Origin of the sequence: Psychrobacter sp. MF31, from assembly GCF_012847335.1 — a bacterium.
In the GTDB taxonomy this organism is placed as follows: domain Bacteria; phylum Pseudomonadota; class Gammaproteobacteria; order Pseudomonadales; family Moraxellaceae; genus Psychrobacter.
Genome location: NZ_JABBDX010000001.1, coordinates 372,475 through 397,880, shown reverse-complemented (window position 1 = coordinate 397,880; position 25,406 = coordinate 372,475). Strand labels below are relative to the sequence as shown.

General features: G+C 44.4%; 23 protein-coding genes and 1 tRNA gene. 21 read left to right on the top strand and 3 right to left on the bottom strand.

The features are described from left to right. The first annotated feature begins 4 nt into the window (after positions 1-4). The 4 genes from HF322_RS01735 (at position 5) to HF322_RS01720 (ending at position 2,955) form a co-directional block, all read left to right on the top strand. Complete coding sequence (locus HF322_RS01735; protein WP_169391663.1) at positions 5-514, top strand: hypothetical protein; 510 nt, start codon at positions 5-7, stop codon at positions 512-514. Between the two features lie 60 nt (positions 515-574). Then, a complete protein-coding gene (locus HF322_RS01730; RefSeq protein WP_169391662.1) occupies positions 575-1,309 on the top strand; it encodes a hypothetical protein in 735 nt (244 codons plus the stop codon). Between the two features lie 48 nt (positions 1,310-1,357). Continuing rightward, positions 1,358-1,433: transfer RNA gene (locus tag HF322_RS01725), tRNA-Arg, on the top strand. A 265-nt stretch (positions 1,434-1,698) separates the two neighbouring features. Further along, entirely contained in the window at positions 1,699-2,955 is a 1,257-nt protein-coding gene (locus tag HF322_RS01720; RefSeq protein WP_169391661.1) for a WG repeat-containing protein, read from the top strand. Positions 2,956-3,082: 127 nt separating this feature from the next. Here HF322_RS01720 and HF322_RS01715 read toward each other — a convergent pair whose 3' ends face one another. Together HF322_RS01715 and HF322_RS01710 are read right to left on the bottom strand one after the other, a co-directional pair. Beyond that, on the bottom strand, positions 3,083-3,919 hold the full coding sequence (locus HF322_RS01715) for a bifunctional allantoicase/(S)-ureidoglycine aminohydrolase (protein WP_169391660.1): 837 nt from the start codon (positions 3,917-3,919) through the stop codon (positions 3,083-3,085). 931 nt (positions 3,920-4,850) lie between these two features. Beyond that, on the bottom strand, positions 4,851-5,657 hold the full coding sequence (locus HF322_RS01710) for an AraC family transcriptional regulator (protein WP_169391659.1): 807 nt from the start codon (positions 5,655-5,657) through the stop codon (positions 4,851-4,853). 257 nt (positions 5,658-5,914) lie between these two features. On the opposite strand from HF322_RS01710, the gene HF322_RS01705 reads away from it, so the two are divergent. The 9 genes from HF322_RS01705 (at position 5,915) to tauD (ending at position 16,322) form a co-directional block, all read left to right on the top strand. After that, positions 5,915-6,898, top strand: coding sequence for a proline racemase family protein (locus HF322_RS01705; protein WP_169391658.1), 984 nt, complete (start codon positions 5,915-5,917; stop codon positions 6,896-6,898). Positions 6,899-6,924: 26 nt separating this feature from the next. Beyond that, on the top strand, positions 6,925-8,181 hold the full coding sequence (locus HF322_RS01700; protein WP_169391657.1) for an FAD-binding oxidoreductase: 1,257 nt from the start codon (positions 6,925-6,927) through the stop codon (positions 8,179-8,181). A 61-nt stretch (positions 8,182-8,242) separates the two neighbouring features. After that, positions 8,243-9,109, top strand: coding sequence for a 4-hydroxy-tetrahydrodipicolinate synthase (gene dapA, locus HF322_RS01695; RefSeq protein WP_169391656.1), 867 nt, complete (start codon positions 8,243-8,245; stop codon positions 9,107-9,109). A 94-nt stretch (positions 9,110-9,203) separates the two neighbouring features. Beyond that, on the top strand, positions 9,204-10,688 hold the full coding sequence (locus HF322_RS01690; RefSeq protein ID WP_188211204.1) for an aldehyde dehydrogenase: 1,485 nt from the start codon (positions 9,204-9,206) through the stop codon (positions 10,686-10,688). A gap of 55 nt (positions 10,689-10,743) precedes the next feature. Next, positions 10,744-12,192: a sodium:alanine symporter family protein gene (locus HF322_RS01685; protein ID WP_169391655.1), complete on the top strand. Its 1,449-nt coding sequence runs from the start codon at positions 10,744-10,746 to the stop codon at positions 12,190-12,192. 410 nt (positions 12,193-12,602) lie between these two features. After that, positions 12,603-13,679, top strand: a complete 1,077-nt coding sequence (gene tauA / locus HF322_RS01680) for a taurine ABC transporter substrate-binding protein (RefSeq protein WP_169391654.1) — start codon at positions 12,603-12,605, stop codon at positions 13,677-13,679. A gap of 15 nt (positions 13,680-13,694) precedes the next feature. Then, positions 13,695-14,465 (top strand): taurine ABC transporter ATP-binding protein, encoded by a 771-nt coding sequence (locus HF322_RS01675; protein ID WP_169391653.1) that lies wholly within the window; start codon positions 13,695-13,697, stop codon positions 14,463-14,465. 64 nt (positions 14,466-14,529) lie between these two features. Continuing rightward, on the top strand, positions 14,530-15,393 hold the full coding sequence (gene tauC / locus HF322_RS01670) for a taurine ABC transporter permease TauC (protein ID WP_169391652.1): 864 nt from the start codon (positions 14,530-14,532) through the stop codon (positions 15,391-15,393). A gap of 53 nt (positions 15,394-15,446) precedes the next feature. Next, entirely contained in the window at positions 15,447-16,322 is an 876-nt protein-coding gene (gene tauD, locus HF322_RS01665) for a taurine dioxygenase (protein ID WP_169391651.1), read from the top strand. Positions 16,323-16,415: 93 nt separating this feature from the next. Here tauD and HF322_RS01660 read toward each other — a convergent pair whose 3' ends face one another. After that, entirely contained in the window at positions 16,416-17,333 is a 918-nt protein-coding gene (locus HF322_RS01660) for a LysR substrate-binding domain-containing protein (protein ID WP_169391650.1), read from the bottom strand. Positions 17,334-17,592: 259 nt separating this feature from the next. On the opposite strand from HF322_RS01660, the gene HF322_RS01655 reads away from it, so the two are divergent. The 8 genes from HF322_RS01655 to benE all read left to right on the top strand — a co-directional run bounded on the left by HF322_RS01655 (position 17,593) and on the right by benE (position 25,377). After that, on the top strand, positions 17,593-18,738 hold the full coding sequence (locus HF322_RS01655) for a muconate/chloromuconate family cycloisomerase (protein ID WP_169391649.1): 1,146 nt from the start codon (positions 17,593-17,595) through the stop codon (positions 18,736-18,738). A gap of 39 nt (positions 18,739-18,777) precedes the next feature. Beyond that, the gene (catC, locus tag HF322_RS01650; RefSeq protein WP_169391648.1) at positions 18,778-19,068 is read left to right on the top strand and encodes a muconolactone Delta-isomerase; all 291 of its coding nucleotides are present in this window, start codon (positions 18,778-18,780) and stop codon (positions 19,066-19,068) included. Positions 19,069-19,166: 98 nt separating this feature from the next. Beyond that, complete coding sequence (gene catA, locus HF322_RS01645) at positions 19,167-20,090, top strand: catechol 1,2-dioxygenase (protein ID WP_169391647.1); 924 nt, start codon at positions 19,167-19,169, stop codon at positions 20,088-20,090. Between the two features lie 124 nt (positions 20,091-20,214). Next, entirely contained in the window at positions 20,215-21,579 is a 1,365-nt protein-coding gene (gene benA, locus HF322_RS01640) for a benzoate 1,2-dioxygenase large subunit (protein WP_169391646.1), read from the top strand. Positions 21,580-21,626: 47 nt separating this feature from the next. Next, on the top strand, positions 21,627-22,127 hold the full coding sequence (benB, locus tag HF322_RS01635; protein WP_169391645.1) for a benzoate 1,2-dioxygenase small subunit: 501 nt from the start codon (positions 21,627-21,629) through the stop codon (positions 22,125-22,127). Between the two features lie 65 nt (positions 22,128-22,192). Beyond that, entirely contained in the window at positions 22,193-23,209 is a 1,017-nt protein-coding gene (benC, locus tag HF322_RS01630; RefSeq protein ID WP_169391644.1) for a benzoate 1,2-dioxygenase electron transfer component BenC, read from the top strand. 36 nt (positions 23,210-23,245) lie between these two features. Then, a complete protein-coding gene (locus HF322_RS01625) occupies positions 23,246-24,049 on the top strand; it encodes a 1,6-dihydroxycyclohexa-2,4-diene-1-carboxylate dehydrogenase (RefSeq protein WP_169391643.1) in 804 nt (267 codons plus the stop codon). Positions 24,050-24,174: 125 nt separating this feature from the next. Then, a complete protein-coding gene (gene benE / locus HF322_RS01620) occupies positions 24,175-25,377 on the top strand; it encodes a benzoate/H(+) symporter BenE (RefSeq protein WP_169391642.1) in 1,203 nt (400 codons plus the stop codon). Positions 25,378-25,406 lie beyond the last annotated feature (29 nt).

Here is a 25,406-nt window from a genome sequence, read left to right as displayed (position 1 = left end):
AACAATGATAAAGCCGCTGCGACCTATTGACGCTGTTTTTGTTCATCCTGAAGGACGATTTTACGTCATTTATTATCGGGGCGAGCTTTGGCAATTACCAAGATTGAAGCTCAATTTCGCCGCTTGGCAACGCAAAAAGCCGTATTTAGGCGATAAGGGCGCGCTGTACTTAAGCCGTAAACAAGCCGCAACTGATCTAAATCTTGCTAAAACATTGCGAACGCTTAACCTTCCTCAAGCCATTGCCGGAAGCTCGCTGCCAAAGTTCGAGTCTTGGTGGGAGGCTCATGGTTTTTTTTGGTTACAGGATCATTTAACGCGCGGTGAATCGCCTTTAGCTGCCGATAATCATGAGCTAAGAGCCGTTTTAACAGACCGCAATCAACCTACTGAACGGGCGATAGAAAAAGTGAAAGCTGAAACTACAAATAATTTGCCCAATACTGATAACATTTTTGCTGAAATGCTTGCTGACTTAACCGCCGAGGTTTTGTATCATCACGAGTCGCTTTAGTCATAACTCATTCCAAAATTACAGGACTTGGCTTGCTGATTTCCTACCAATTGGATTATCATGACGGATTTGATGATAACCATTGAGCGGTTGATAATGAAAGTTTACCCGATATTTTTAGCCGTCCTTGCGCTGATGACATTAGCGATGGTCAGTACCTTTGGTTGGCTTTGGTATCATAATCAACAGCAACTCAACCCGTTACCTATTGTCTTAAACGATCAGCAGTTACAGCTTGAAACTCTAGATCAAGCGCCTTTAAATGCCGCCCTTGTTATTCAGATTGATGACAGCTTAAAACCTGCGATGACTGAAATTCTTTCTAAGTTTAACCATCGATATCCAAAAATCAAGATCATCACCTCTTATGTCAATCGCGATCAAGTTTTTAATTTGCATCATCAAGCAGACGGTCAACCTGATATAATTATTACCAATCAAAGCTTGACCCAAAGCCAACTTAACGCGCTACAAAAGCAAGCAGATAATTTAGCAAACTTACAAACTCAGCCTTCTGTAGCAAAGAAAAACTTATCTTTATTGATGCCGTTTAGCTATGCTGTTAAATCTCAGCAGTCCCTTGAAGCTATTATTATCACGGATAACCCAGTTGCCCTTCAGCTGCGTAACTTTTTGCTATCAAGTTCAGGGCAAGACCTCTTGACCCAACAAGGCTTTGAAGATATCGATGGTTATAAAAACCAAGTAGATGATCTATTTAATCCCAAAATGAATATCAACTCAAAAAGTAATACGGCGCTGGATTTAGAAGGGGTGCTCGAAGATCGCAGATAATAAGCTTAAGATTGCAATTTTTTGTGCTTTTTTTTACAATAACCACTCGCGCCTATAGCTCAACAGGATAGAGCAGTTGCCTCCTAAGTGACCGATCGGGGTTCAAGTCCCTGTGGGCGCGCCAGCACGTAATACGATAGTTGCCGATCAACCCTTGTAAGCCACGCGCTGCAAGGGTTTTTGTTTTATATATTATGGTCATCAGCAGTTAACAAGGGCTTTTCTATCTTATCCGCCAAATTTTTGAAGGTATTTTATGCGGTACAACAATCGCGACAGCAAAGGATACCATAAATAAAAATCTCATTTTCTAAATAATACTATATAAACAATTGCCTACTAAGAGCTTATGATTTAAGATGGGTTGATAGCCAAGTTAAGGTCAAGCCATGAAAAATTATTGGGCGATAGTAGTGCTATTGTTAGCCAGCATCTCAGCAAGTGCGGCTATTCAGCCTTTTTATAATTATGACGATCAAGGTGAGTACTACTGCGGATTTAAAAATGAAGCCGGAAAAATAATCATTGCAGATAACTACATCATGTGCGGCGAACTGTCAGAAGGGCTTGCCTATGCGGTTATGTCTCGCGGCGATAACCTTTATCAAGGCTTTTTTAACGCTCAAGGCAAGCTTGTTATTCCTTTCAACTACCCGATTCAATGGGAAAGTGGCAGCTGGTTTAAAGGCTGGGACCCTAGAAATTTTCACGAAGGGCTAGCTACTGTTTTTCAAGTACAGCCTGACGCCGATTTTGGCGGCTATTATGGCTATATCGACAAAAACCAAAATCTCGTTATTCCTTATAAATACGATATCGCCAATAACTTTCATGAAGGCTTAGCGGTTGTCGGTCAGCATGAAAAAAGTAGGCGCGAAGACGACTTGTTTGGTGTCATCAATAAGTCAGGGAAGCTCATCGTTCCTATCGCCTATCGCGTCATCCTTGACTATCAGGATGGCTTAGCCCTTTATATCACTGATGATGAGAGCTATGAAATTGGCTATTTTGATACTCAAGGTCGATCTAAAATTAAAGGTCGATGGGCTATGGCGCGAAGCTTTGTTGAGGGTCGAGCTTTTGTCTTGGAAAGTCTTGATAACTTTGGCACTGGTAAATGGGGCGTCATCGATAAAAACGGTAACTACGTGGTCGCTCCAAAGTACACAGATATTAAAAGCTATTCTGAAGGGCTTGCCGCCGTGATGATCGGAGAGTACGAGGTTGGCAAATGGGGCTATATTGATACTCATGGTAAGCGCGTCATTGACTTTAATTTTGCTGACGTTCGCAGCTTTAAGAATGGTCTTGCTGCTGTTGCGGTTAAAAAAGGCAAAAAACTTAAATGGGGTGTGATCGATAAAAATGGCAAATACGTGATCACACCTCAATTTGACGAAGCCTTTATTAATTTAGGCGATAAAGAATCATGGATGAAGCTTAATAATGATGAAACTTTATCAGAACTGCATTTTGGCTACCATATCAATGGCAAGCTTTATTTTTATGACTATGTCAACGCTACTCATCCTGAAAGCAGCGCCATTATCCGCTATGAATTTAATAACAAAGGCAAAAGCTTGAGTCAAAAGCGTTTTAGTGACTGGAAGTCTATTGTTAATGATTTTGGCTTATCAAGGCAATAAAACCGATTTTTAGCAGCTGTCTTCTATTCATAATTATAAAAAAACTGCGCTACCAATACAATTGATAGCGCAGTTTTAAACGATCACTCATGGCATATTTGGATTAACAACTATGCCATTTTATCGTTTATCGTACTGGACGAATAAATGGCATGTGACGGTTTACGTCTTTGTATAGCAAGTATCTGAATGGACCTGGACCACCAGCGTAGCAAGACTGTGGGCAGAATGCGCGAAGCCACATAAAGTCACCCGCTTCAACTTCAACCCACTCACCGTTCAAGTGATAAACGGCTTTACCTTCTAGCACATATAAGCCGTGTTCCATCACGTGAGTTTCATCAAATGGAATCACGCCGCCTGGTTGAAACGTAACGATGTTTACATGCATGTCATGACGCATGTCAGATTGCTCAGTAAAACGTGTGGTTTTCCAAACGCCATTGGTTCCTGGCATTTCGATCGCTTCAATTTCATGATCGCTGGTGACAAAAGCTTCAGGAGCATCGATACCATCAACAAATTGGTAAGCTTTACGGATCCAATGGAATTTAACGTGCTTATCGCCGTTGTTTTTGAGCGTCCAGTTGCATCCTGGTGGTAAGAAAGCATAGCCACCTGATTGTAGATTGTGAGCTTTACCTTCAATGGTAATGTCCATTTCGCCTTCAACGACAAACAACACGCCTTCAGCATTTTTATCAAGCTCAGGCTTGTCAGAGCCGCCATTTGGCGCAACTTCAACGATGTATTGAGAAAAAGTCTCTGAAAAACCAGTCAATGGACGGGCAATGACCCACATCCGCATGCCTTCCCAAAAAGGCAAATAGCTAATCACAATGTCGGTTAGTACACGTTTAGGAATAATCGCATACGCTTCAGTGAAAATCGCGCGATCAGATAGGAGTTGTGTTTGAGGAGGCAATCCGCCGGTTGGTGCGTAATAAGTACTTTTTGTTGACATTGTTCATGTTCCTTCGTGGGTTTGTGCCGCGATAACGTTGTGTCTGAACTCATGGAGCAAAGCAGAAGTATTCCCGTTTGACGGGGATTTGCCTTTAAACACTCAATTAGGTGCAGCTTGAAAGGCTAGGCTTGCGTCAAAATAGGTAGACAAAGCCCAGCAGTTTGGATCGTTTTCATTTTTTGTCGACAACTGCTGCCATGATTGAGCTAAATTTTTATGGTCTAATCAGTTGCCGGTATGCTGACGAGAAAGAAGTCTGTCAAGCAGGTTTTTTGAATTAAATAATTTTTGAGCTCACTGAGATAAAGCGACTAGATAATGTCTGAACTTTACTCTAATCATCTAGAACTGTCCATTTCTGATAATCGACCCATATGGTAATAAATGTTACTAAATAGTGCAATAATTATTCATCCATTTGAGAAATTTAGTTTATCTGCTACTCAAGAACTCTGATCGACTTTATTCAAGGATTACGCATATTTTTATAGGATGAAATCTTGCAACTAAAACAACATATAAAAAGGACATCTGTTGCTTGACTCAACGGTAAAATATGCAGCGATATAACTGGCAAAGCGAAGTAGTTGATCCCAATCCTTTAGGAGTCAATCAAGATAATGATTGCTAGTCGTCAAATTTAGAAAATCTTAATGGTTTAAACCTAGATTTAGGTAATAATGATACGAAAACCGAAAAGGTATGGTTATAGATGATTTAAAGTCCCTGATCCCAAATATAGTGACAAAAAACAACTGTGCTGTCAATTACTAAATGACTTTTACTGAGCTATGTTCAGTTTGGCGCCTAGTTTTTCTATCAGTTAAAGTTTTTATCTGCAATATTCATAACCGCTAAAATAACGAGTTTTGCTTTATAGCTTATAGTAGCCACAATGTTCATCGCATTCCATAGTCTGCTCAGCTTTCTATTTATGTTTATAATGGACTTGGCGAAACTGGGAGGGTGACATTCCTGCAAACTGCTTAAATTGGCGACTAAAAGCACTATGATCGTTATAACCGCAACTTAATGATATTTTCGTGATGCTCATACTTGGATTTGCCAACAGCATAATGGCATGCTCTAAACGTAGCTTTTGAACAAATTGCAATGGCGACATATGAAGTACCGCTTTAAACGTTCGCTCTAGCTGCGATAAGCTTAGATTTGCAAGCTCTGCCAATTCTATAATATTAATTTTCTGATCAAGATGGTCGCGGACGAACTGAGCAACTGCCGCCAATCGCGCATGACGGCGCAAAATGCGCTCGTTATCCTCATCAATATCAACAGAAATTCCAGCCATCGCCACCACATTTCCTGCCATACCATAAATGGGAATTTTATTGGTAATGCACCAACCAAGCCTTCCGGACGCGTAACTATGCAGCTCAAGATTATCCTTGATCACCTTCCCTTCTTTCAATACACGCACATCTTGTAAGGTGTAGTCGCGACCTTGGCGAGTTAAAAATATTTGCTCTGAGGTAAATCCTATAATCTCTTTAGGATGGCAAAGATTACAGCGCGTTAATAACGTTTTATTCGCCAGCTGATAGCGAGCTTGATCATCTTTCACAAAAAATACCACATTTGCCAAATTATCAAGTAATGGCAATAACATTGCCACGCTTGCAACGAACGTTTCTTGAGTCACAAAAGGATGATTGGTCATCCCATGCTGTAGTGACTTTGCTAACATAAATATATGGCTATCTTGAATTTCCTCCATCGCTTTCACCTATTTTTTATAAAATTTAATTCAAATCAATAGCTTAATGATAATAAAAACGCTCTTTAGAATAATTCTAGCGCTCAACTTTTAGATGCCTAACTTCTCAGTTTACTAAATTCTACTGTGCCAAAATGCGCATTTTTTTCCAAAAAAATCACAAGACGATCACTTTTAAAAAGTCCACTCTATATATAGACCTTTGCTTAGTTGGGTCAGCAACTACCAATTTTAAGGACGAAGTTAGGATGGCGGTCATGGACTCTACACTATTTAATTTTGACATTATCGACTCGCATACCGGTGGCGAACCTACGCGGATGGTGTTTGATGGCTTCCCTGAACTTGTTGGAACCAGCATCCAAGAAAAGCTTCAGCATTTCAAATCTGATTACGATCATTTGCGCCAAAGCATCATTTTAGAACCGCGAGGAAATGATGTTTTGGTCGGTGCTTTATTGCTGCCCCCTACTGACCCTAAAGCAACGGCTGGGGTTATATTTTTTAACAATACCGGTTATTTGGGGATGTGTGGTCACGGCACAATTGGGGTAATTGCCTCTTTAGCTTATCAACAAAAAATCAAAGCGGGCGTTCATTGGCTTGAAACGCCCGTCGGTTTAGTCAAAGCTACGCTCCATCAAGATGGCAGCTGTAGTGTTCAAAATGTTCCCTCATATCGCTATAAAAAACAAGTTGAGGTTTTGGTTCCTAATCTTGGCATCATTTGTGGCGATATTGCTTGGGGCGGCAATTGGTTTTTTTTGGTCAGCAATCATGGCCAAGACATTCAAACCCAAAACGTTGCTCACTTAACTCAAGTTTGCCAGCAAATCAAACATGCCTTAGTCCAAAACCATATCACGGGCAAAAATGGCGAAGAGATTGATCATATTGAGCTGTTTCAAGACCATCCTGCTTCGAATATCAATAGCCAAAATTTTGTGCTATGCCCTGGTGCCGCTTATGATCGCTCGCCTTGTGGTACGGGAACCAGTGCCAAACTTGCCTGCCTAGCTGCTGACCAAAAGTTGACTCCCGATCAGCTTTGGCATCAAAAAAGTGTCGTTGGCAGTGTGTTCACAGGCAGCTATCAGTTTATCGATGCCGATGATGATTCGATGTCAGGCTATCCTAAAGATGCCATCATTCCTACGATTTGCGGTCATGCCTTTGTTTGTGCCAAAACTACCTTAATCATTCAACAAGATGATCCTTTTAAATGGGGCATTGCGCCTTAAGTTTCGGTGAAGTGGAGGACAATATTATGAGCGCAAATCCCATTGACCTACATATCATCGGTGGCGGCATCATTGGGCTGACCGCAGCGGTCATGTTGCAATCTTGCGGGGTCAACGCCGCAATCATAGACGCTCATCGCATCGGTCAAGGTGCTTCTATCGGTAATGCCGGTCACTTGGCAGCAGAACAAGTTTTTCCTATTGCTGATGCGAGCATCATCCGCCAAATTCCAGCGATGCTGCTTAACCCGCTCGGTGCGCTCAGACTCGATTGGCGCTACTTGCTGCGCTTAATGCCTTGGGCGATTCAATTGCTCATGAACATGCGACCGGCGCCTTTTAACCAAAGCCATCAAGCGCTATTGCAGCTAAATCAAAACAGTATCGAAGCTTGGCAAAATTTTTCAAATCAATGGCAATTAAATGACTGGGTGCAAGTTCGCGGCTCATTATTAACCGTTGAAAAGCCAAGCAGCGTTGATGCTTTGTCCGCCCATAGTCGGCGCTTAAATGACCTTGGTGTCGTTAATGAAAAACTTAGCCAAAAGGCTTTGTTAGAGCAAGAGCCTGCCTTACAAAACAACCAATTGGCGGCGCTATTTTTTCCCAACACAGGGCATATAACCAACCTTAGCGCCATGATTACAAAGCTAAATTTGACTTTTCGGCAATTGGGCGGCGTGGTCATTGAGCAGTGCCCAGTCCTTGATGCAAGCGTAAATGATGATGGCATTGAGCTGATCACTCAACAGGGCAGTATAAAAGCGCTCAACGTGATGTTGGCGGCTGGCGCTCACTCTAAAGTGTTGGCAAAAAAACTGACCGGAATCAATGTTCCTCTTGATACCGAGCGCGGCTATCACTTAATGCTGCCCCATGAGCAGCACCGGCTAACGCTGCCTGTATCTAGCTTAGATCGGCGTTTTATCATGACGCCGATGGACGAAGGCTTGCGGCTGGCAGGGACGGTGGAATACGCAGGACTTGAAGCCCCTGCCAATATGAAACGCGCTCAGATGTTATTGAACCTAGCTCAGCCGATGTTAAAGGCGCCATTAAATTCATCAGATCGTCAGCCTTGGATGGGATTTCGACCCTCAACAGCCGACTCGCTGCCCGTGATCGATAAAGTCGGTCGAGTGTTTTTAAATTTTGGTCATCAGCATTTAGGGCTTACTCAAGCGGTCATCAGCGCTCAAATGATTCGCAATTATTACTTGAACAATCCTCAAGCAATTGATCCAACGCCTTATCAAATCAACCGTTTTAAAAAGCCATCGTGATGGCAACCATTTAACCCCCTGATTCATTAGCGAATCAATCACCACTAATAAGGATGCTCTTATGAACTTACACGGAATTTTAGTCCCCATCGTTACTCCATTTGACCAACATGGCAAGGTTGACTCCCAAAAGCTGACCACGTTAGTAAATGAATTTATTGACAAAGGCGTCTCAGGAATCGTCGCCTGCGGCACTACTGGTGAGTATTATACTTTCTCGCCTGCTGAGCGCGAGCTGGTATTGACCACCATTGCTCAAGCAGCGAAAGGCAAAATCACTTTAATTGCAGGCATCAATAGCTTATCGACCGATCATTCTATTGAACTTGCCAATCAAGCTTATGAGTTAGGTTATGAAGGCTTAATGCTGTCAGCGCCGCCTTATAGCCTTCCTGAACAAGACGGCGTGATTGCTCATTTTGAAAAAGTGGCGGATGCCAGCAAGCTGCCTATCATCATGTATAACTTCCCAAATCGCGTTGGGGTCAGCATTGAGTTTGATACCGTCGCTCATTTGTCAGCTCATCCAAACATCATCGGCGTCAAAGAAAGTAGCGGCGACTTTAGCCATGCTTTGCGACTGCTTCAAGCCAACTTTGATAACTTTGAGGTCGTTTGCGGCTGTGACGATCAGCCTGTGGATTTCTTTTTTTGGGGAGCAAAAAGCTGGATTGCGGGCGCAGCAAACGTGTTTCCAGAAGAGCAAGTTGCCTTATTTAATGCCACTCAACAAGGTGATTGGGACAAAGCCAAGCAAATTATGAGCGACATTTACCCCGCCATTCATTCTATGGAATCAGAAAATTATAACCAAAAAGCCAAAGCTGGCTGCTTAAAAGGCAGCATTGAGGTGGGATCGGTTCGAGTGCCGCTCACGGACATGCCAGCTGATGAAAAAGCAGAATTTTTAGCATTGTTATCTCAATAAAAAAAAGCACAACCAAGCTTTTAAAACCTGCAAAAAAGGTGGTGATGACCATTGATACTGACGGCATCACTGCCAAAAAATAAGGACTAAAATGATGAGCATGACCAAAGATCAAGTATTTGAGCTTGCCAAACAAAAAAAACTATGGGCAGGTCATTTAATCGCGGCGGAGCCGCTATCAACGGCGACACTGGATAATTATACCCCTATCGACAATAGCGTGATTGGACAAATTGCCTCAGGAACCCATCACGATGTCGATATTGCCGTAAAAGTGGCGCGAGAGGGCTTTGAAACTGGCGCTTGGCGACAAATGACGCCTGCTGATCGCAAAGCCATCATGCAGCGCTGGTGCGCGCTTATGACAGAGCATCTTGAAGAGCTTGCCGCATTAGATTGCGTTGATGCTGGCAAGCCTATCACAGAGTGCCTGAACACCGACATGCCAGCGACCATTGAAACCTTTGAATGGTATGCCGAAGCTGCTGATAAGGTGTTTGGCAAAGTGGCGCCAACGGGCAGCTCAGCGCTAGGGCTGATTGTTCAAGAGCCTATCGGCGTGGTTGGCGCTGTTTTACCTTGGAACTTCCCTGCGCAAATGTACGCTTGGAAAGTCGCCCCTGCCTTAATTATGGGAAATTCCGTCATTGTCAAACCAGCTGAGCTGACCTCCCTTTCTGCTTATCGCTTAACTGAGCTGGCTTATGAAGCGGGCGTTCCAAAAGAGGCGCTACAACTGGTTTGCGGTCTTGGTGAAAACGTTGGCGCCGCTTTAGGTCAGCATAGCGATGTTGACATGGTGTCATTTACTGGATCAACAGAGGTTGGACGCTTATTTTTGCAGTATTCAGCGCAAAGCAACCTAAAAGAGATCGTTTTAGAATGTGGCGGCAAAAGCCCGCAAATTATCTTTGACGATGCTGAGCTGAATGAGGCTGCCATTAACGATATGCTCGCCGCCGCGTTTTGGAATATGAGTGAGAACTGCAGCTGTGGATCGCGTTTATTGGTTCATAGCAGCCAAAAGCAGCTGCTGATTAATAAGCTTAAAGAAGGTCTTAAACACTGGAAAGTGGGATCGCCATACGATACTGATACCGCTATCGGTCCCATGATTGAAAAAGCGCATTTTGATAAAGTCAGCCAGTATCTTGAAACGGCAAAACAAGAAGGCGCCATAATTATTGCCGGTGGAAAAATCCATGACGACCTAGGCAGTGGCTGGTACATCGAACCGACGATTTTTGATAATGTCAGCGCTGACATGACGCTGTTTAAAGAAGAAGTTTTCGGACCCCTGCTTGCTGTGACTACCTTTGAGACCGAAGAAGAAGCCATCCAATTAGCCAATGATACCAATTATGGTCTAGCAGCCTCTTTTTATACTCAAAACATCAAGCGCGCTTACCGAGTTGCTGCTGCAATTAAAGCCGGAACCGTATCGATCAATGGATTTTCAGAAGGCGACATCACTACCCCTTTTGGCGGTTATAAACAATCAGGATTTGGCGGTCGTGATAATGGTCTAGAAGCCTTATCGCAATATTCCCAAACCAAAACCATTTGGCTGGTGAATTAGCGCTTAACGACCATCAAGCATCCATCATTTTAATCACTTACAAGGAAGTAGGCTCATGGAAGCAATTATTAATACTATTGTTGGCTATATATGGAGTGATGCGCTGGTTTATTTAGCCTTGGGAGTTGGCATATATTTTACGGTGATGACTCGCGGGGTTCAGTTTCGTTATTTTAAAGAAATGATTAAGCTTTTATTTGACAAACAGACCTCAAACCAAGGCATCAGTTCTTTTCAAGCCTTTTGTATGGCGCTGTCGGGTCGGATTGGGGTTGGCAATATTGCAGGGGTAGCCACGGCTATTGCTGCAGGGGGTCCTGGGTCAGTATTTTGGATGGTCATTATGGGGCTGCTTGGCGGCGCAAGCGCTTTTATCGAATCCACATTGGCGCAAGTTTATAAGCATTCCGTTGATGGTCAATATCGCGGCGGCTCCCCTTTTTATATTGAGCGCGGTCTTAAATTAAAACCCTTTGCCATTTTAGTTGCGGCGGTGACCTGTTTATCTTACGGCGTTTTGGTTCCGGGCGTTCAAGCCAATACTATTGCAGACTCGTTTAAGACGGCATTTAATATCTCACCTACGGTAACTGGCGTTATCATTGTCGCGCTTTTGGCATTTATCATCTTTGGCGGTGTAAAACGTATCGCAAATTTTGCAGGAAAAGTGGTACCGTTCATGGCGATTGGCTACATCTTAATGATGGTTATCGTTTTGGTATTTAACGCTTCAAATTTACCAACCATGTTTGCCCTTATTTTTAAAAGCGCCTTTGGTATGGATGCTGTCTTTGGCGGCATTGTGGGTACAGCAATTTCTTGGGGCGTTCGCCGAGCGGTGTTTTCAAACGTCGCTGGCGCAGGTGAAGCAACCTTTAGCTCAGCTGCCGCTGAAGTGTCCCACCCTGCCAAACAAGGCTTAGTGCAAAGCTTTTCGATTTATATTGATACAGTCGTCGTTTGTACGGCAACGGCGCTTATGATCTTATCAACAGGAATGTATAACGTCATTCCTAGCGAAGGGATTGTTTTGGTTGAAAACATGCCCGGCATTGAAGCTGGAACCGCCTTCACGCAGGCGGCGGTATCCACTGTCTTTGCGCAGTACGGCAGTGCCTTTGTTTCTTTTGCGATTTTCTTATTTGCCTTTACGTGCTTGATTGCTTATTACTATATCGCCGAGACGACGCTTGTCTATTTGGATCGAAAACTGCGCTATCCGGTGTTAAAACCTGCGCTTAAAGTCATATTTTTAATCATTTGCTTTATTGGCAGCATCCAATCTGTGGGCGTCATGTGGGCATTAGGCGATATCGGGTTTGGCAGCATGTGCTATTTGAACTTCATTGCCATTTTACTATTGAGCAAAACCGCCTTTAAAGTTTTAAAAGATTACGACCGACAAAAGAAACTTGGTCTTGATCCTATCTTTGACCCAAGAACAGTCGGTATAGAAAACGCTGATTTTTGGATAAAATACAGCGATGATCGAAAAAATCAATAATAGATCGTTAAAAATAAAAGATTTAAAGGCTTGCAACGTTTTGTGGGCCTTTATTTATGGGCTAAATTTCGACATAGGACTTATGGCTCATTTTAAATCAAACCTTTTAAAACTTCCCATTTAATCACCTTTTAAAGCCAAGTTTTAGATCATCTAAGCTTGGCTTTTTTTTGATTCCAGCAATTATTTTATGCATCTCATTCTTAGTTTAACCTGCGTTATTCTCTAACCTTGATTAAAAGTCGACTATTTATAGTCTATTTTTGAATTATGAAGGAATCATTTATTCAAATATTGAATTTATAAAGAAGTAAACTTAATTTTATTTACTTTATAAAACTCCTCATACTGCCTGCTATTGAGTTATTGATATCAATATTGCAATTTTACTTGAACAATTAGAGGCAGTCATGAATAAAAAAAATCAACTTTTTACCGCAGGATTGGTGGTGGGCGCCATTGCTATCGGTACCAGCTATGCTTATACCCAAACCAGTCAAGGCTCTGCTAAAACTCATGATAAAGCAGACGCTGGCAATAATAGATCGGGCAACAACGCTAATCCTGCCGTCAATATTGCTTATCAAACAGGCGTCGATCCTGCAAAAGTCGCGCAAGCAGATAACACTTATGAAAAAGACACCAACCGCGATATTAACTGGCGCAAGTTTGATACCGGCGCTGATGTTGTAGCCGCAATCAGTTCAGGAAGCATTGATATTGGTAACATTGGCTCAAGCCCGCTTGCGGCAGCAGCTACCAAGCAAGTCCCGTTAGAGGTCTTTTTAGTCACCAGTGAAATCGGTGAAGCTGAAAGCTTGGTTGCCAAAAATGGCATCAAATCCCCGCAAGATTTAATCGGCAAAAAAATCGCCGTGCCTTTTGTTTCAACCACCCATTTTAGCTTACTTGCTGCATTAAAACATTGGAATATCGACAGCAGCAAAGTGGATATCATCAACCTTCGACCCCCTGAAATCACAGCAGCTTGGGAGCGCGGCGATCTTGATGCTACCTACGTTTGGGAGCCTGCCCTTAGTAAAACCAAAGCAAGTGGTCATGTTTTGGTCAGCTCAAAACAGGTCGCTGATTGGGGCAGCCCAACCTATGATCTTTGGGTCGTTCGTAAAGATTTTGCTGATAAAAACCCTGAATTTTTAAAGCAGTTTGTCAAAATCACCACTGATGCTACTGGAAAATACAGCCAAGACCCAAAAGCCTTTATTAGCAATCAAAGCAACTTACAAAAAATCGCTAAAATCACCGGATCAACGCCGGTTGATATTGCTCATTTGTTAGCAGGAAACCGCTATTTGACCCCTGAGGAGCAAGTCCGCTTATTGCAGCGACCCTTTGCCAACAACATTCGCCAAACCGCTGAGTTTTTAAAATCGCAAGGTACGGTTGAGCAAGTGCTTCCTGATTATGGAGCGTTTGTCACCAATCAGTTTTTGACGCCAAACCCAAATCAAACCAACAAATCATAAGTCAAAGGCATCATCATGAGCGGATTAGCAATTCATAATTTAACGGTACAGTATGTCAATGCCACCTTAGCGCTTGATAATTTAAGCTTATCACTGCCCGATCTCAGCTTTTGCGTGGTACTTGGCGCCTCAGGCTGCGGTAAAAGTACGCTTTTAAACACCATTGCAGGATTTATTCCGGCAACTTCAGGCAGCATTAGTTTTGATGGTAAACCTATCACCAAACCCAGCGCCGATCGTGCGGTGGTGTTTCAAGATCACGCGCTATTTCCGTGGCTTAACGTGGCTGAAAATGTCAGTTTTGCCGGAAAACTGGCAGGAATAAAGCCAAAAGTTTGCAAGGAAAATACCCAAAAAATCTTGCAATGGGTCGGTCTTGATAAAGTTGCCAATCACGCTGTTTGGGAGCTGTCAGGCGGCATGCAGCAGCGCGTTGGCATTGCTCGAGTTTTAGCAGCCAATGCCAAAATGCTCCTGCTTGATGAGCCATTTGCCGCCCTTGACGCGTTTATGCGTGAATCAATGCAAGAATTGCTGTTATCGATTTGGCAGCAAAGCTCAAGTCAAATTTTATTGATTTCCCATGATATTGAAGAAGCGTTATTTTTAGCCACTGATTTGATAGTTATGGGACAAGGCAAAATTTTGCATCACTATCAGCCGACTTTTAGCCAAGATTGGCAGCAAGGTCGATCAACGCGCGAGATCAAATCAGACAGCAACTTTATCTCGTGGCGTGAGCGCTTGTTTCACCAGATCGTAGATTGCCAACTTGAAACTCATTAATCATCAATTAAAACGCATCAACTTGATAAAAAAATTAGAAAAATACGAAAAAAAGGACGATTACATGACCAGTCGAACGATTCCTACGGCGCCAAGCTTGACTAAAGGCAATAAAGTGCCCAAGCCTTTTGCCAAAGCTATGATTAAAAAACCCCTTATCAGCAAGTATCACAGCCTCATTTGGGGCACTTTGAGTATTTTGACGTTAGGCTTGATTTGGTGGGCAGTGACGGCATTGGGCGCAATTCCAAGCTTATATTTGCCGACGCCTGACAGCGTTTGGCAGCAGCTTTTAAAGGTTGCAAGCGAAGGCTATATGTCGGCAACGCTTTGGCAGCATACGCTTGCAAGCCTTGGTCGCGTTATGATTGCGCTGATTGCTGCTATTTTGATTGGCGTACCAGTCGGAATACTCATGGGGTCAAATCGAGTTTTAAAAGCCGTGCTTGATCCATTATTAGAGTTTTACCGCCCTATCCCGCCACTGGCTTATTTGCCTTTGTTGGTCATTTGGCTTGGGATTGGCGAGCTGACCAAAATTACCCTTATATTTTTGTCGATTTTAGCCCCCGTCGTTATCTCAACCTTGCAAGGGGTGTTAACCGTCAGCAAACGCCGCCAATTTGCCGCGCTCTCTTTAGGCGCCAACCGCTCTCAGCTGCTTTGGCACGTGACTTTGCCGTCCGCCTTGCCGCATATTTTAATCGGCATCCGGATCGGTCTTGGCGTTGGTTGGTCAACGCTGGTTGCCGCTGAGCTGATCGCTGCAACCAAAGGGCTTGGATTTATGATTCAATCCGCTGCTCAGTTTTTAGCGACCGATATTGTCATTTTAGGAATTGCTGTCATTGCCTTCATTGGATTTGGGCTAGAAATGCTGCTGCGAGCCGTTCAGGCAAATCTAGCGCCTTGGTATGGTAAATATTAAGCGTTTTATAAAACCAACAACTTTCAACATATTTTATAAGTTTAGAGGTCGTTATGAGTTCATCTATTACCTTATCGTCACCAAAACCTTCACTGACGCTGTCACTTTTATCCCCCAATATCGGCGCCATCGTTCATGGGATTGACATCACTCAGCCTTTAGCGCCCGATACCAAACAAGCGCTTGAAACGGCGTTGCTAACGCATCAGGTGCTGTTTTTTCGCAATCAAGCGGTCAATCCTCAGCAGCAAGCAGCGTTTGCGCGGCAGTTTGGTTCGTTGCACATCCACCCTATTTTTCCGCAGGCAGACGATCAGCCAGAAATTGTCATTCTTGACAATCAGCAAACCGACCTTCGAGATAACGCCATTTGGCATACTGATGTGACTTTTGTTGAATCGCCACCGTTAGGAAGCGTACTTGCCGCTAAAAAAGTTCCAGACTTTGGGGGTGATACGCTGTGGTCAAGCAGTTATGCCGCTTTTGAGGCGCTATCGCCTTCATTTCAAACGCTGCTTGAAGGCTTAACGGCAACGCATAACTTGATCCAATCTTTTCCCAAAGAGCGTTTTGGTAACACTCCGAAAGCCTTTGAGCAATGGCAGCAAGCTCAGATTGATAATCCTAGCGTCATTCATCCGGTGATCAGAATACATCCTGTCACAAAGAAAAAGCTTATTTTTGTTAATGAAGGGTTTACCACAAAGATTAATGAGCTAAGCGATACAGAAAGCAAGTCGGTATTAGCCTTTTTATTTGCGCACATTGCTCAGCCTGAATTTACCGTCAGATGGCATTGGCAAGCAAACGATATTGCGTTTTGGGACAACCGCGCCACGCAGCATTACGCGACCAATGACTATAGTAGCCAAACTCATCGGGTCATGCACCGCGCCACCATTAATGGGGATAAACCGTTTTATACATGATTGCAAAACATTTTTATTGGGCTTATTTTTTTAGGATGCGCTATTTATGCATCCTTTTTTAAAACCTGTCGCTCTCAGTTAATCACCACAAAGCTATATCTCCTCACGGACATAATCAAGACCCTCCGACTCATAAAACTGATAAGTGATATCAAGCAAGGTCTTAAGCACCTCAGACTTATCAAAATGGCGAATGTTCATAATCACAGGCGAGGTCAAAAAATCATCTTCAAGCGCCACGTAGCTGATTTCTTGACTTCGCAGGTGCTCAAGGGTCTTTGGAACGATGGTTAAGCCCTCGCCTGCTGCCACCAGCCCAAGCGCAATATGCAGCTCGCGAACTTCCGTGAAATAATTTGCCTTTAAATTTCGTGACTCAAACAGCTCTAAAATATAATCAATAAAGCTGGGTCTGGGCTTATTAGGATAAAGCAGCAAGTTTTCATTAACCAAATCTACAAGCTCTACTGATTTTGGCAGATTAGCAACCAGTGGATGACTTTTAGGCGCAGCGACCACCAAACTTTCTTGGCGCAGCAAAATCCTGCGAACGGAGGCATCCTCAAACTGCAACCGCCCAAACCCCACATCAATCTTGCCGCTCGTTAGCGCCTGCGTCTGCTCCCAAGAGTTCAGCTCCAAAAGCTTGATATGGATATTAGGATAAACCTCACGAAAGCGCGCGATAATCTTGGGCAAAATACCGTACAAAATAGACGGCACAAAACCGATAGAAAACGAGCGGTTTAAGCTGCCTTTTCGCTGCGTCATCGATCTTAAGTTGTCAGATTTCGTTAAAATTTGCAGGGCGTGCTCATAAAAAAACTCGCCTGCCTCTGTCAACTTTAACGGTCGATGCTCGCGATCAATCAACACGGCGCCCACTTCATCTTCTAACTGTTTAATCTGACGGCTCAGCGGCGGCTGGGAGATAAATAAGCGCTCAGCGGCTTTATTAAAGCTTTTTTCTTCAGCCACCGCGATAAAGTAGCGCAAATGCCTAAGCTCCATCTTTTATCCTTTTTTTATTATCACATTCCCTATCTTTTGCCATAAAAAATGCTTAGCTCTAATAAGTACTCTTTATGCAATCTTTGCGCGTAGCATTTCATTTCTTGCCATACCTAAAAAATATAACACAACTGGAATTACATCTATAAATACTCAAAAGGTATTAAATTATGCTCTATTCGGTCTTATACAACATGAATTTAGCAAATTATAGTACTTATTAAGCATAAGAAACACTCAATTCGCTTTAAGGATGATTATGATTCGCGCCATTAATACCTTATTGGTACCCATTCCTACCATTCGCGCTCACAAGTTGGCTTGCACCGTGATGAATGCGCAAACGCTGGTTTTGGTTCATATCCAAACTGAAGATGGCTTTGAAGGCTGGGGCGAAGCGACGACCATTGGCGGCTTGAGCTACGCAGAAGAAAGCCCGCACAGTATCAAAACCAATATTGACACTTATATTACCCCACTATTATTGCAAGATCAGCCCACCTCAAGCGCGAAAGCCATGCAGCTGATTAACCGCCAAATCAGTGGCAACCGCTTTGCCAAATGCGCGATTGAAACTGCGCTACTTGACATTGAAGGAAAGCGCTTGGGCGTTCCAGTGAGTGAGCTGATTGGCGGCCGCGTTCGCGATCGCCTTGAAGTGGCTTGGACGCTTGCCAGCGGCAATACCGAAACGGACATTGCTGAAGCCAAAGCGATGGTTGAGCAAAAACGTCACCGCATTTTTAAGTTAAAAATCGGCGGTCGCGCTATCAAAGACGATGTCGATCACGTGCTTGCGATTAAAGATGCGCTTCCGAATTGCCGAATTACCGTTGATGTCAACCAAGCGTGGTCTGAGCTTGAGGCAATGAGCGGTATCAAAGCGCTAGAAAACGGCGGTATTGATTTAATTGAGCAGCCTATCAGCATGCGCAACCAAGCCGGACTTAAACGCTTAAGTCAGCGCTTTGATGTGGCAATCATGGCGGATGAAATCGTTCAAGATCCACAAAATGCCTTTGGTCTTGCCGCTGACCACAGCGCAGACGTATTTGCCGTCAAGATTAACCAAGCAGGCGGACTAAAAGCCGCTGCATTAATCGGTCAATTGGCACATTTAAACGGCATTGAGCTTTATGGCGGAACAATGCTTGAAGGTCCTATCGGAACAGCAGCTTCGGCTCACGTATTTGCCACTTTTCCAAGCCTTGCCTTTGATACCGAACTGTTTGGACCTTTGCTGCTGACCGACGATGTTTTGGCAACGCCGCTTAATTATCAAGATTTTGGCTTAATCGTTCCTACAAAAGCAGGTCTTGGCATCGAGGTGGATTGCGAAAAAGTGTATTACTACGCTAATAAGGCGCTTAATTTAGTAGATACAAAAACGCTTAAATTGGCTTAAAGCCAAACGTTTATTTTAAAGAAAAAAAGGAAAATCATCATGTTATATCACGTTCGAATGGATGTCATGCTTCCACCCGATATGGATGAGCAAAAAGCTGCCAAGCTTAAAGCTACCGAAAAAGCGCTGTCACAACAGCTTCAAGAGGACGGCAAATGGCGACATATTTGGCGCTTGGCGGGTGAGTATTCAAACTTTAGCATCTTTGATGTTGAGAGTAATGAAGCGCTTCATGAGCTTTTGATGTCACTACCGCTTTATCCTTATATGAAAGTTGAGGTAACCCCAATATTGCGTCACCCTTCATCAATTCGCGATGACGACAGCTAATGATTGTCGTCTGATTTTAAACACGATTAATTTTTAGGTCACTGCTGACCTACCCGAACAGCAGAACCCAACAAAGCCCCAAATCCAAGGAGAGTATCATGGAACGTACCCAAGTTGAAGCCCTTGCCAAGCAGTTTATCACAGGCAAAATTGACTATCCTGAAACGGTCAATCCACGCATCCAAGAAATTACCCTGCGCATTGTCACCGATCTGATGCAAACCATCAACGATCTGAACATCACCGCTGACGAGTATTGGGCAGGCGTGGAGTATATTTCAGATTTGGGCAAAGAAGCCGGACTGTTATCACCCGGACTTGGCTTTGATCACTTTGTCGATTTAAAAATCGAAGAGGACATGAAAAAAGCAGGTCTTGAAGGCGGAACACCGCGAACCATCGAAGGTCCACTTTATGTGGCAGGCGCTCCGGAATCAACTGGCTTTGCCCGTCTTGATGATGGCAGCGAAGATGGCAAAGGCACGGTGTTATTTATGCAAGGTACGGTTCGCGATGAAAATGGCACACCAATTCCGAACGCAAAAGTTGAAGTTTGGCAAGCAAACACGCTTGGCAACTACTCCTTTTTTGACACCACGCAATCAGAATTTAACCTTCGCCGCAGCATTTTAACCGATGAAAACGGTCAGTACGCCTTTAGAAGCGTGGTTCCGCTTGGCTACTCGGTTCCGCCAAATGGTATGGTCAAAAAACTGCTTGACGCGCTTGGTCGCCATGGCAACCGCCCCGCTCACATTCACTTTTTTGTCAGCGCGGATGGCAAACGTAAATTGACCACTCAGATCAACATCGATGGCGATGAGTACCTTTGGGACGACTTTGCCTTTGCCAGCCGCGAAGGATTGGTTCCTGAAATCACCATGATTGATGATGAAGCCGCGTTAAAAGAAAAAGGCTTGGATGAGCCGTTTGCCTCAATCGACTTTGACTTTCAGTTGCTAGGTGACGTGCCAAATCCGGTTCAAGGCAGTGATGTTGAACGCCGCCGCGCCCAAGGCTAATTGCTATTTTAAGCTTGATACGACAGCCCTTGTGGTATCAAGCTCAACCCAATCATGTTAGCCATGACTAACCACTACGCTAAATTGCCAAATTGCCAAAATTATAATTGCAAGGAAGACAGCCATGAGCGATCGAATTAAATTAGTGCCTGAAGGATCAGACATTGCGATTGATGATTTTTTAGAAGAAAATCATGACAACGGTATTTTTCGGCTCCACCGCAGCGCCTTTACCAATGAAGCATTGTTTGAACTTGAGATGAAATACATCTTTGAAAACAATTGGATTTATTTGGCTCATGAAAGCCAAATCCCTAATAACAACGATTATTACACCACCTATATCGGTCGCCAGCCGGTGATTTTGGCTCGAAATAAAAACGGCGAGCTGCACTGCATGATCAATGCTTGCACCCACCGCGGCGCTCAACTTTGCCGTCGCAAAAAAGGCAACAAATCAAGCTACACTTGCCCCTTTCACGGTTGGACGTTTAACAATTCAGGAAAGCTATTAAAGGTTAAAGACCCAAAAGACGCAGGCTACCCTGAGTGCTTTAACAAAGACGGCTCTCATGATTTGGTTCAGGTTAAATTTGCCAATTATAAAGGCTTTTTGTTTGGCAGCTTAAACGATGACGTTCAGCCGATTGAAGCGTGGCTTGGCGAATCCACCAAAATCATCGACATGATCGTCAACCAGTCCAAAGACGGTCTTGAAGTGCTTCGCGGCTCATCGACGTATACTTTTGATGGCAACTGGAAATTGCAAGCAGAAAATGGCGCCGATGGCTATCACGTTTCTGCCGTTCACTGGAACTATGCGGCAACCACTGGTCGCCGAAAAGAGCAAGCGGCGGTTAAAGAGGACAACATTAAAGCCATGAACGCAGGCAAATGGGGTCGTCAAGGCGGCGGGTTTTATGCTTTTGAAAACGGTCATATGCTGCTTTGGACGCAGTGGGAAAACCCGCAAGATCGCCCAAACTACGCTTACCGCGAGGACTATATTGCCAACTATGGCGAGGGCATGGCGAACTGGATGATCGAGCGCTCGCGCAACCTGTGCTTGTATCCAAACGTTTATTTAATGGATCAGTTTGGCTCACAAATCCGAATGCTACGACCCTTATCGGTAGATAAAACCGAGGTAAGCATCTGGTGTATTGCGCCCAAAAATGAAAGCGCGGAATCTCGCGCCCGCCGAATCCGCCAGTATGAAGACTTTTTTAACGTAAGCGGCATGGCAACGCCTGACGATTTAGAAGAGTTTCGCTCATGTCAAGAAGGCTTTGGTGGCATCAAGCTTGAATGGAACGACATGTGCCGCGGGGCAACGCATTGGATCAATGGCGCAGACGCAGGCGCTGAAGCCATCAACTTAAAGCCCATCATGAGTGGCGTGAAAACCGAAGATGAAGGCTTATACACCGTTCAGCATGAGTATTGGCTCGATGAGATGAAAAAGGCGCTGGCTAAAGAGTCAGAATAATCGGCACGGATGTCGCTAAGAGCTGACCACACTACAAGGATTTGATCATGACCACGACTGTAAAAACCGACATTGAGACCATTCGCCAGTTTTTGTACCGCGAAGCGCGCTTTTTGGATGAAAAAAACTGGAAAGACTGGCTTGCCTGCTACGATGAAGACTGCCCATTTTGGATGCCAAGCTGGGATGACGATGGCAGCTTGGTGGACAACCCTGAAACTGAGATTTCACTGATTTATTATCCCGACCGCCGAGGTCTTGAAGATCGGGTGTTTCGGATCGAAACGGAGCGCTCATCGGCAACTTTGCCTGATACCAGAACCACGCACAATCTATCCAATATTGAGCTGCTTGATGACAGCGAGGGCATTGTCACCGTGCGCTTTAACTGGATTAATAAATCCTGCCGCTATCATAAAACTACCACGTATTGGGGCTATTCTCAATACAAAATTAACTTTAACGGTGATGCGCCAAAAATCATTGATAAATACGTGGTCTTAAAAGACGACTACGTTCACCAATTAATTGATATTTATCATATTTAGTCAAATCGGCTTATTGAAAGCATTTTTTAATAAGCCCAAGCCGCTATTGAAAAAAGGAGCTTTTCATGGAATACAATATCGCCTTACAGTTTGAAGATGGCGTCACCGGATTTATCAAATGTGATGACGGCGAAACCGTTGCTGAAGCCGCCTACCGCCAAAAGTTTAACATTCCGGTGGACTGCTTAGATGGCGCTTGCGGAACCTGCCGCTGCCACTGCGAATCGGGCAGCTATGACATGGACGCTGACCTTTATATTGAAGACGCGTTGAGCGAAGATGAAGCCGAAGAAGGCTTTGTGCTGACCTGTCAGATGATGCCAACGAGCGATTGCGTCATTAAAGTTCCTAGCTCCTCTGAGGCTTGCAAAGTTGGCAAAGCTACATTTAAAGGTAAACTGGCGGCGGTAACTACGTTGTCTGAATCGACCATCCATTTTGGCATTGATGTTGAAAACCCTGACGCTTTGGTGTTTTTACCGGGGCAATACGTCAATGTCACCATCCCAAATACTGACGAGACGCGCTCTTATTCGTTCAGCTCCATTCCAAGTGCCCATCAAGCGGAATTTGTCGTTCGCAATATTCCAAATGGCAAAATGAGCAGCTTTTTATCTCAAAACGCCACCATTGGTCAAGATATTGAATTTGAAGGACCTTTTGGCAGCTTTTATTTGCGACCTGTGGTTCGACCCACGCTATTTTTGGCAGGGGGAACAGGGATTGCGCCGTTTTTATCGATGCTCAAAAGCCTAGAGGTGTCAGGAGCGCACCACCCGATCAATATGGTCTATGGCGTCACCCATGATTTTGATTTGGTGGAAACGCAAAAGCTTGATGAAGTCAAACAAAACCATCCGTGGTTTAACTACCATTCTTGCGTGGCAAGTGAAGACAGCAGCCATGACAAAAAAGGCTATGTGACCCACCATATTAAGGACGATTGGCTCAATAATGGTGAGGTGGACATTTATCTTTGTGGTCCGCTTGCTATGGTGGATGCCGTTCAAAACTGGCTTGAGAGCAACAACATTCAGCCAAGCAACTTTTATTATGAAAAATTTACCCCAAGCGAGCAGTAAGTGGTAAGGGCAAAAGAAGGTAACAAGGAGCGGAAAATGAGCAACAACGACAACAGCACGATTGCAAAACGCTTTGTTGACAAGGTTTGCGTGGTGACAGGCGCAGCACAAGGCATTGGTCGCGGGGTGGCGCTACGATTGGCTCGTGAGGACGCAGCGTTGGTGCTGGCAGATTTATCACCATTGGTTGATGAGGTATTGGCTGAAGTTCAAGACTTGGGCGCGACTGCCATCAGTGTTCACGCCAACCTTGAAGAGTTTGCAGGCGCTAAATCAGTGATGGACAAAGCGCTCAAAGAATTTAACCGGATTGACGTGCTTATCAACAATGTCGGCGGCGCGATTTGGATGAAGCCATTTACCGAATTTAGCCCTGAGGAAATCGACAAAGAAATTAGCCGCTCCTTATTCCCCTCGCTTTGGTGCTGCCGAGCAGTATTGCCGCAAATGGTGGCACAACAAAGCGGCGCGATTGTTAATGTGTCCTCCATCGCCACTTGCGGAATTAACCGAATCCCCTATTCCACAGCAAAAGGCGGCATTAACGCGCTGACCGCCTCGTTAGCGTTTGAGTTTGCCGAGCAAAATATCCGCGTTAATGCCGTGGCTACCGGAGGCACCGAAGCACCGCCGCGCAAAATCCCGCGAAATAGCGCCCCAATGACGGATAACGAAAAAATGTGGATGGATGAGGTGGTTCAGCAAACCATCGATCGCACCTTTATGAAGCGCTATGGCACGATTGAGGAGCAGGTCAACGCCATTGTCTTTTTGGCATCACCCGAAGCGTCTTATATCACAGGCTCTACGATTGCCGTGGGCGGCGGCGATAAAGGTTAGTTTAAATCATTTAAGCTATTTTGGTTAACGGGCGTTAATCATCATGATAGTTAAGCCAAATAAATTAAGTGGCGACAATAAGCGGTGCGAAGCTGTTATGTTTTGCCGAGTTGCAAGGAGGCAATATGGCAAGTGTCATCCAAACCCTAAAACAAGACTGGTCGGTGTCAGCAAGCGTTGCCGGATTTTTAGCGGTTCTTATCTCGTACGCGGGACCTTTGATTATCTTTTTTCAGGCGGCGCAAGCGGCAAACGTTTCCGATGGCATGATGGCGTCTTGGATTTGGGGCGTTTCCATTGGGGCAGCGATTCCAGGAATTTATTTATCGATTAAATATAAAGCGCCGGTGATTACCGCATGGTCAGCCCCCGGAACGGCGCTGCTCGTCACTTTATTTCCGCAAATGAGCATCAATGAGGCGGTTGCCGGATACGTTATCGCCGCCATTGTGATTTATATCGTGGGCGCGACCGGTTATTTTGATAAGTTTTTAACATGGATCCCTGATGGTATTGCTGCCGGAATGATGGCGGGGATTTTATTTCAGTTTGGCGTGGATTTGTTTCGCGCCACTGACACCATGCCTTTGATCGTCTTTAGTATGCTGGCGTGTTACTTGCTTGCTAAGCGCTTCTCGCCGCGATATACCATGATTTGGGTGCTGGCTTGCGGCATTATTTTAAGCGTTATTCTTGGCAAAATGAATCCGGTTGCGATGAGCTTTGCGCTTACCATTCCTAAATTTATCGCGCCGGAATTTTCTTTGAATGCGGCAATGAATCTTGCGCTGCCGTTGATTTTGGTGAGCTTAACTGGACAGTTTTTACCCGGAATGGCAATTTTAAAAATCAGCGGTTATGACACGCCTGCCAAACCGATTGTAACCCTCTCAAGCCTATCTTCCCTTGCCGTTGCCTTTACAGGCGGCATTACCATTGTTCTTGCTGCCATCACCGCCGCGTTATGCACAGGTCATGACGCTCATGAATTGCCAGAAAAACGCTACATTGCAGGCGTTGCCAATGGCATTGTGTATTTGATTGGCGGTTTATTTGCCGGAAGTATCGTCATGCTATTTAGCTTATTACCAAAAGAGTTGGTGGCAGCCTTAGCAGGGCTTGCGTTAATTGGCGCCATTTCAGCCAATATTACGATGGCAATGAAAGAGGATGGCGCTCGCGATTCGGCGTTAATTACGTTTTTAGCAACGGCATCAGGAATGCACTTTTTAGGGTTAAGCTCAGTGTTTTGGGGCATTTTGATTGGCATGATTGCGCATGTTGTATTGACTCGAACCCGTCTATTTTCGCGGGTAAACGCTACCTAAACTTTTTTGACAAGCTAATCTTATAACGA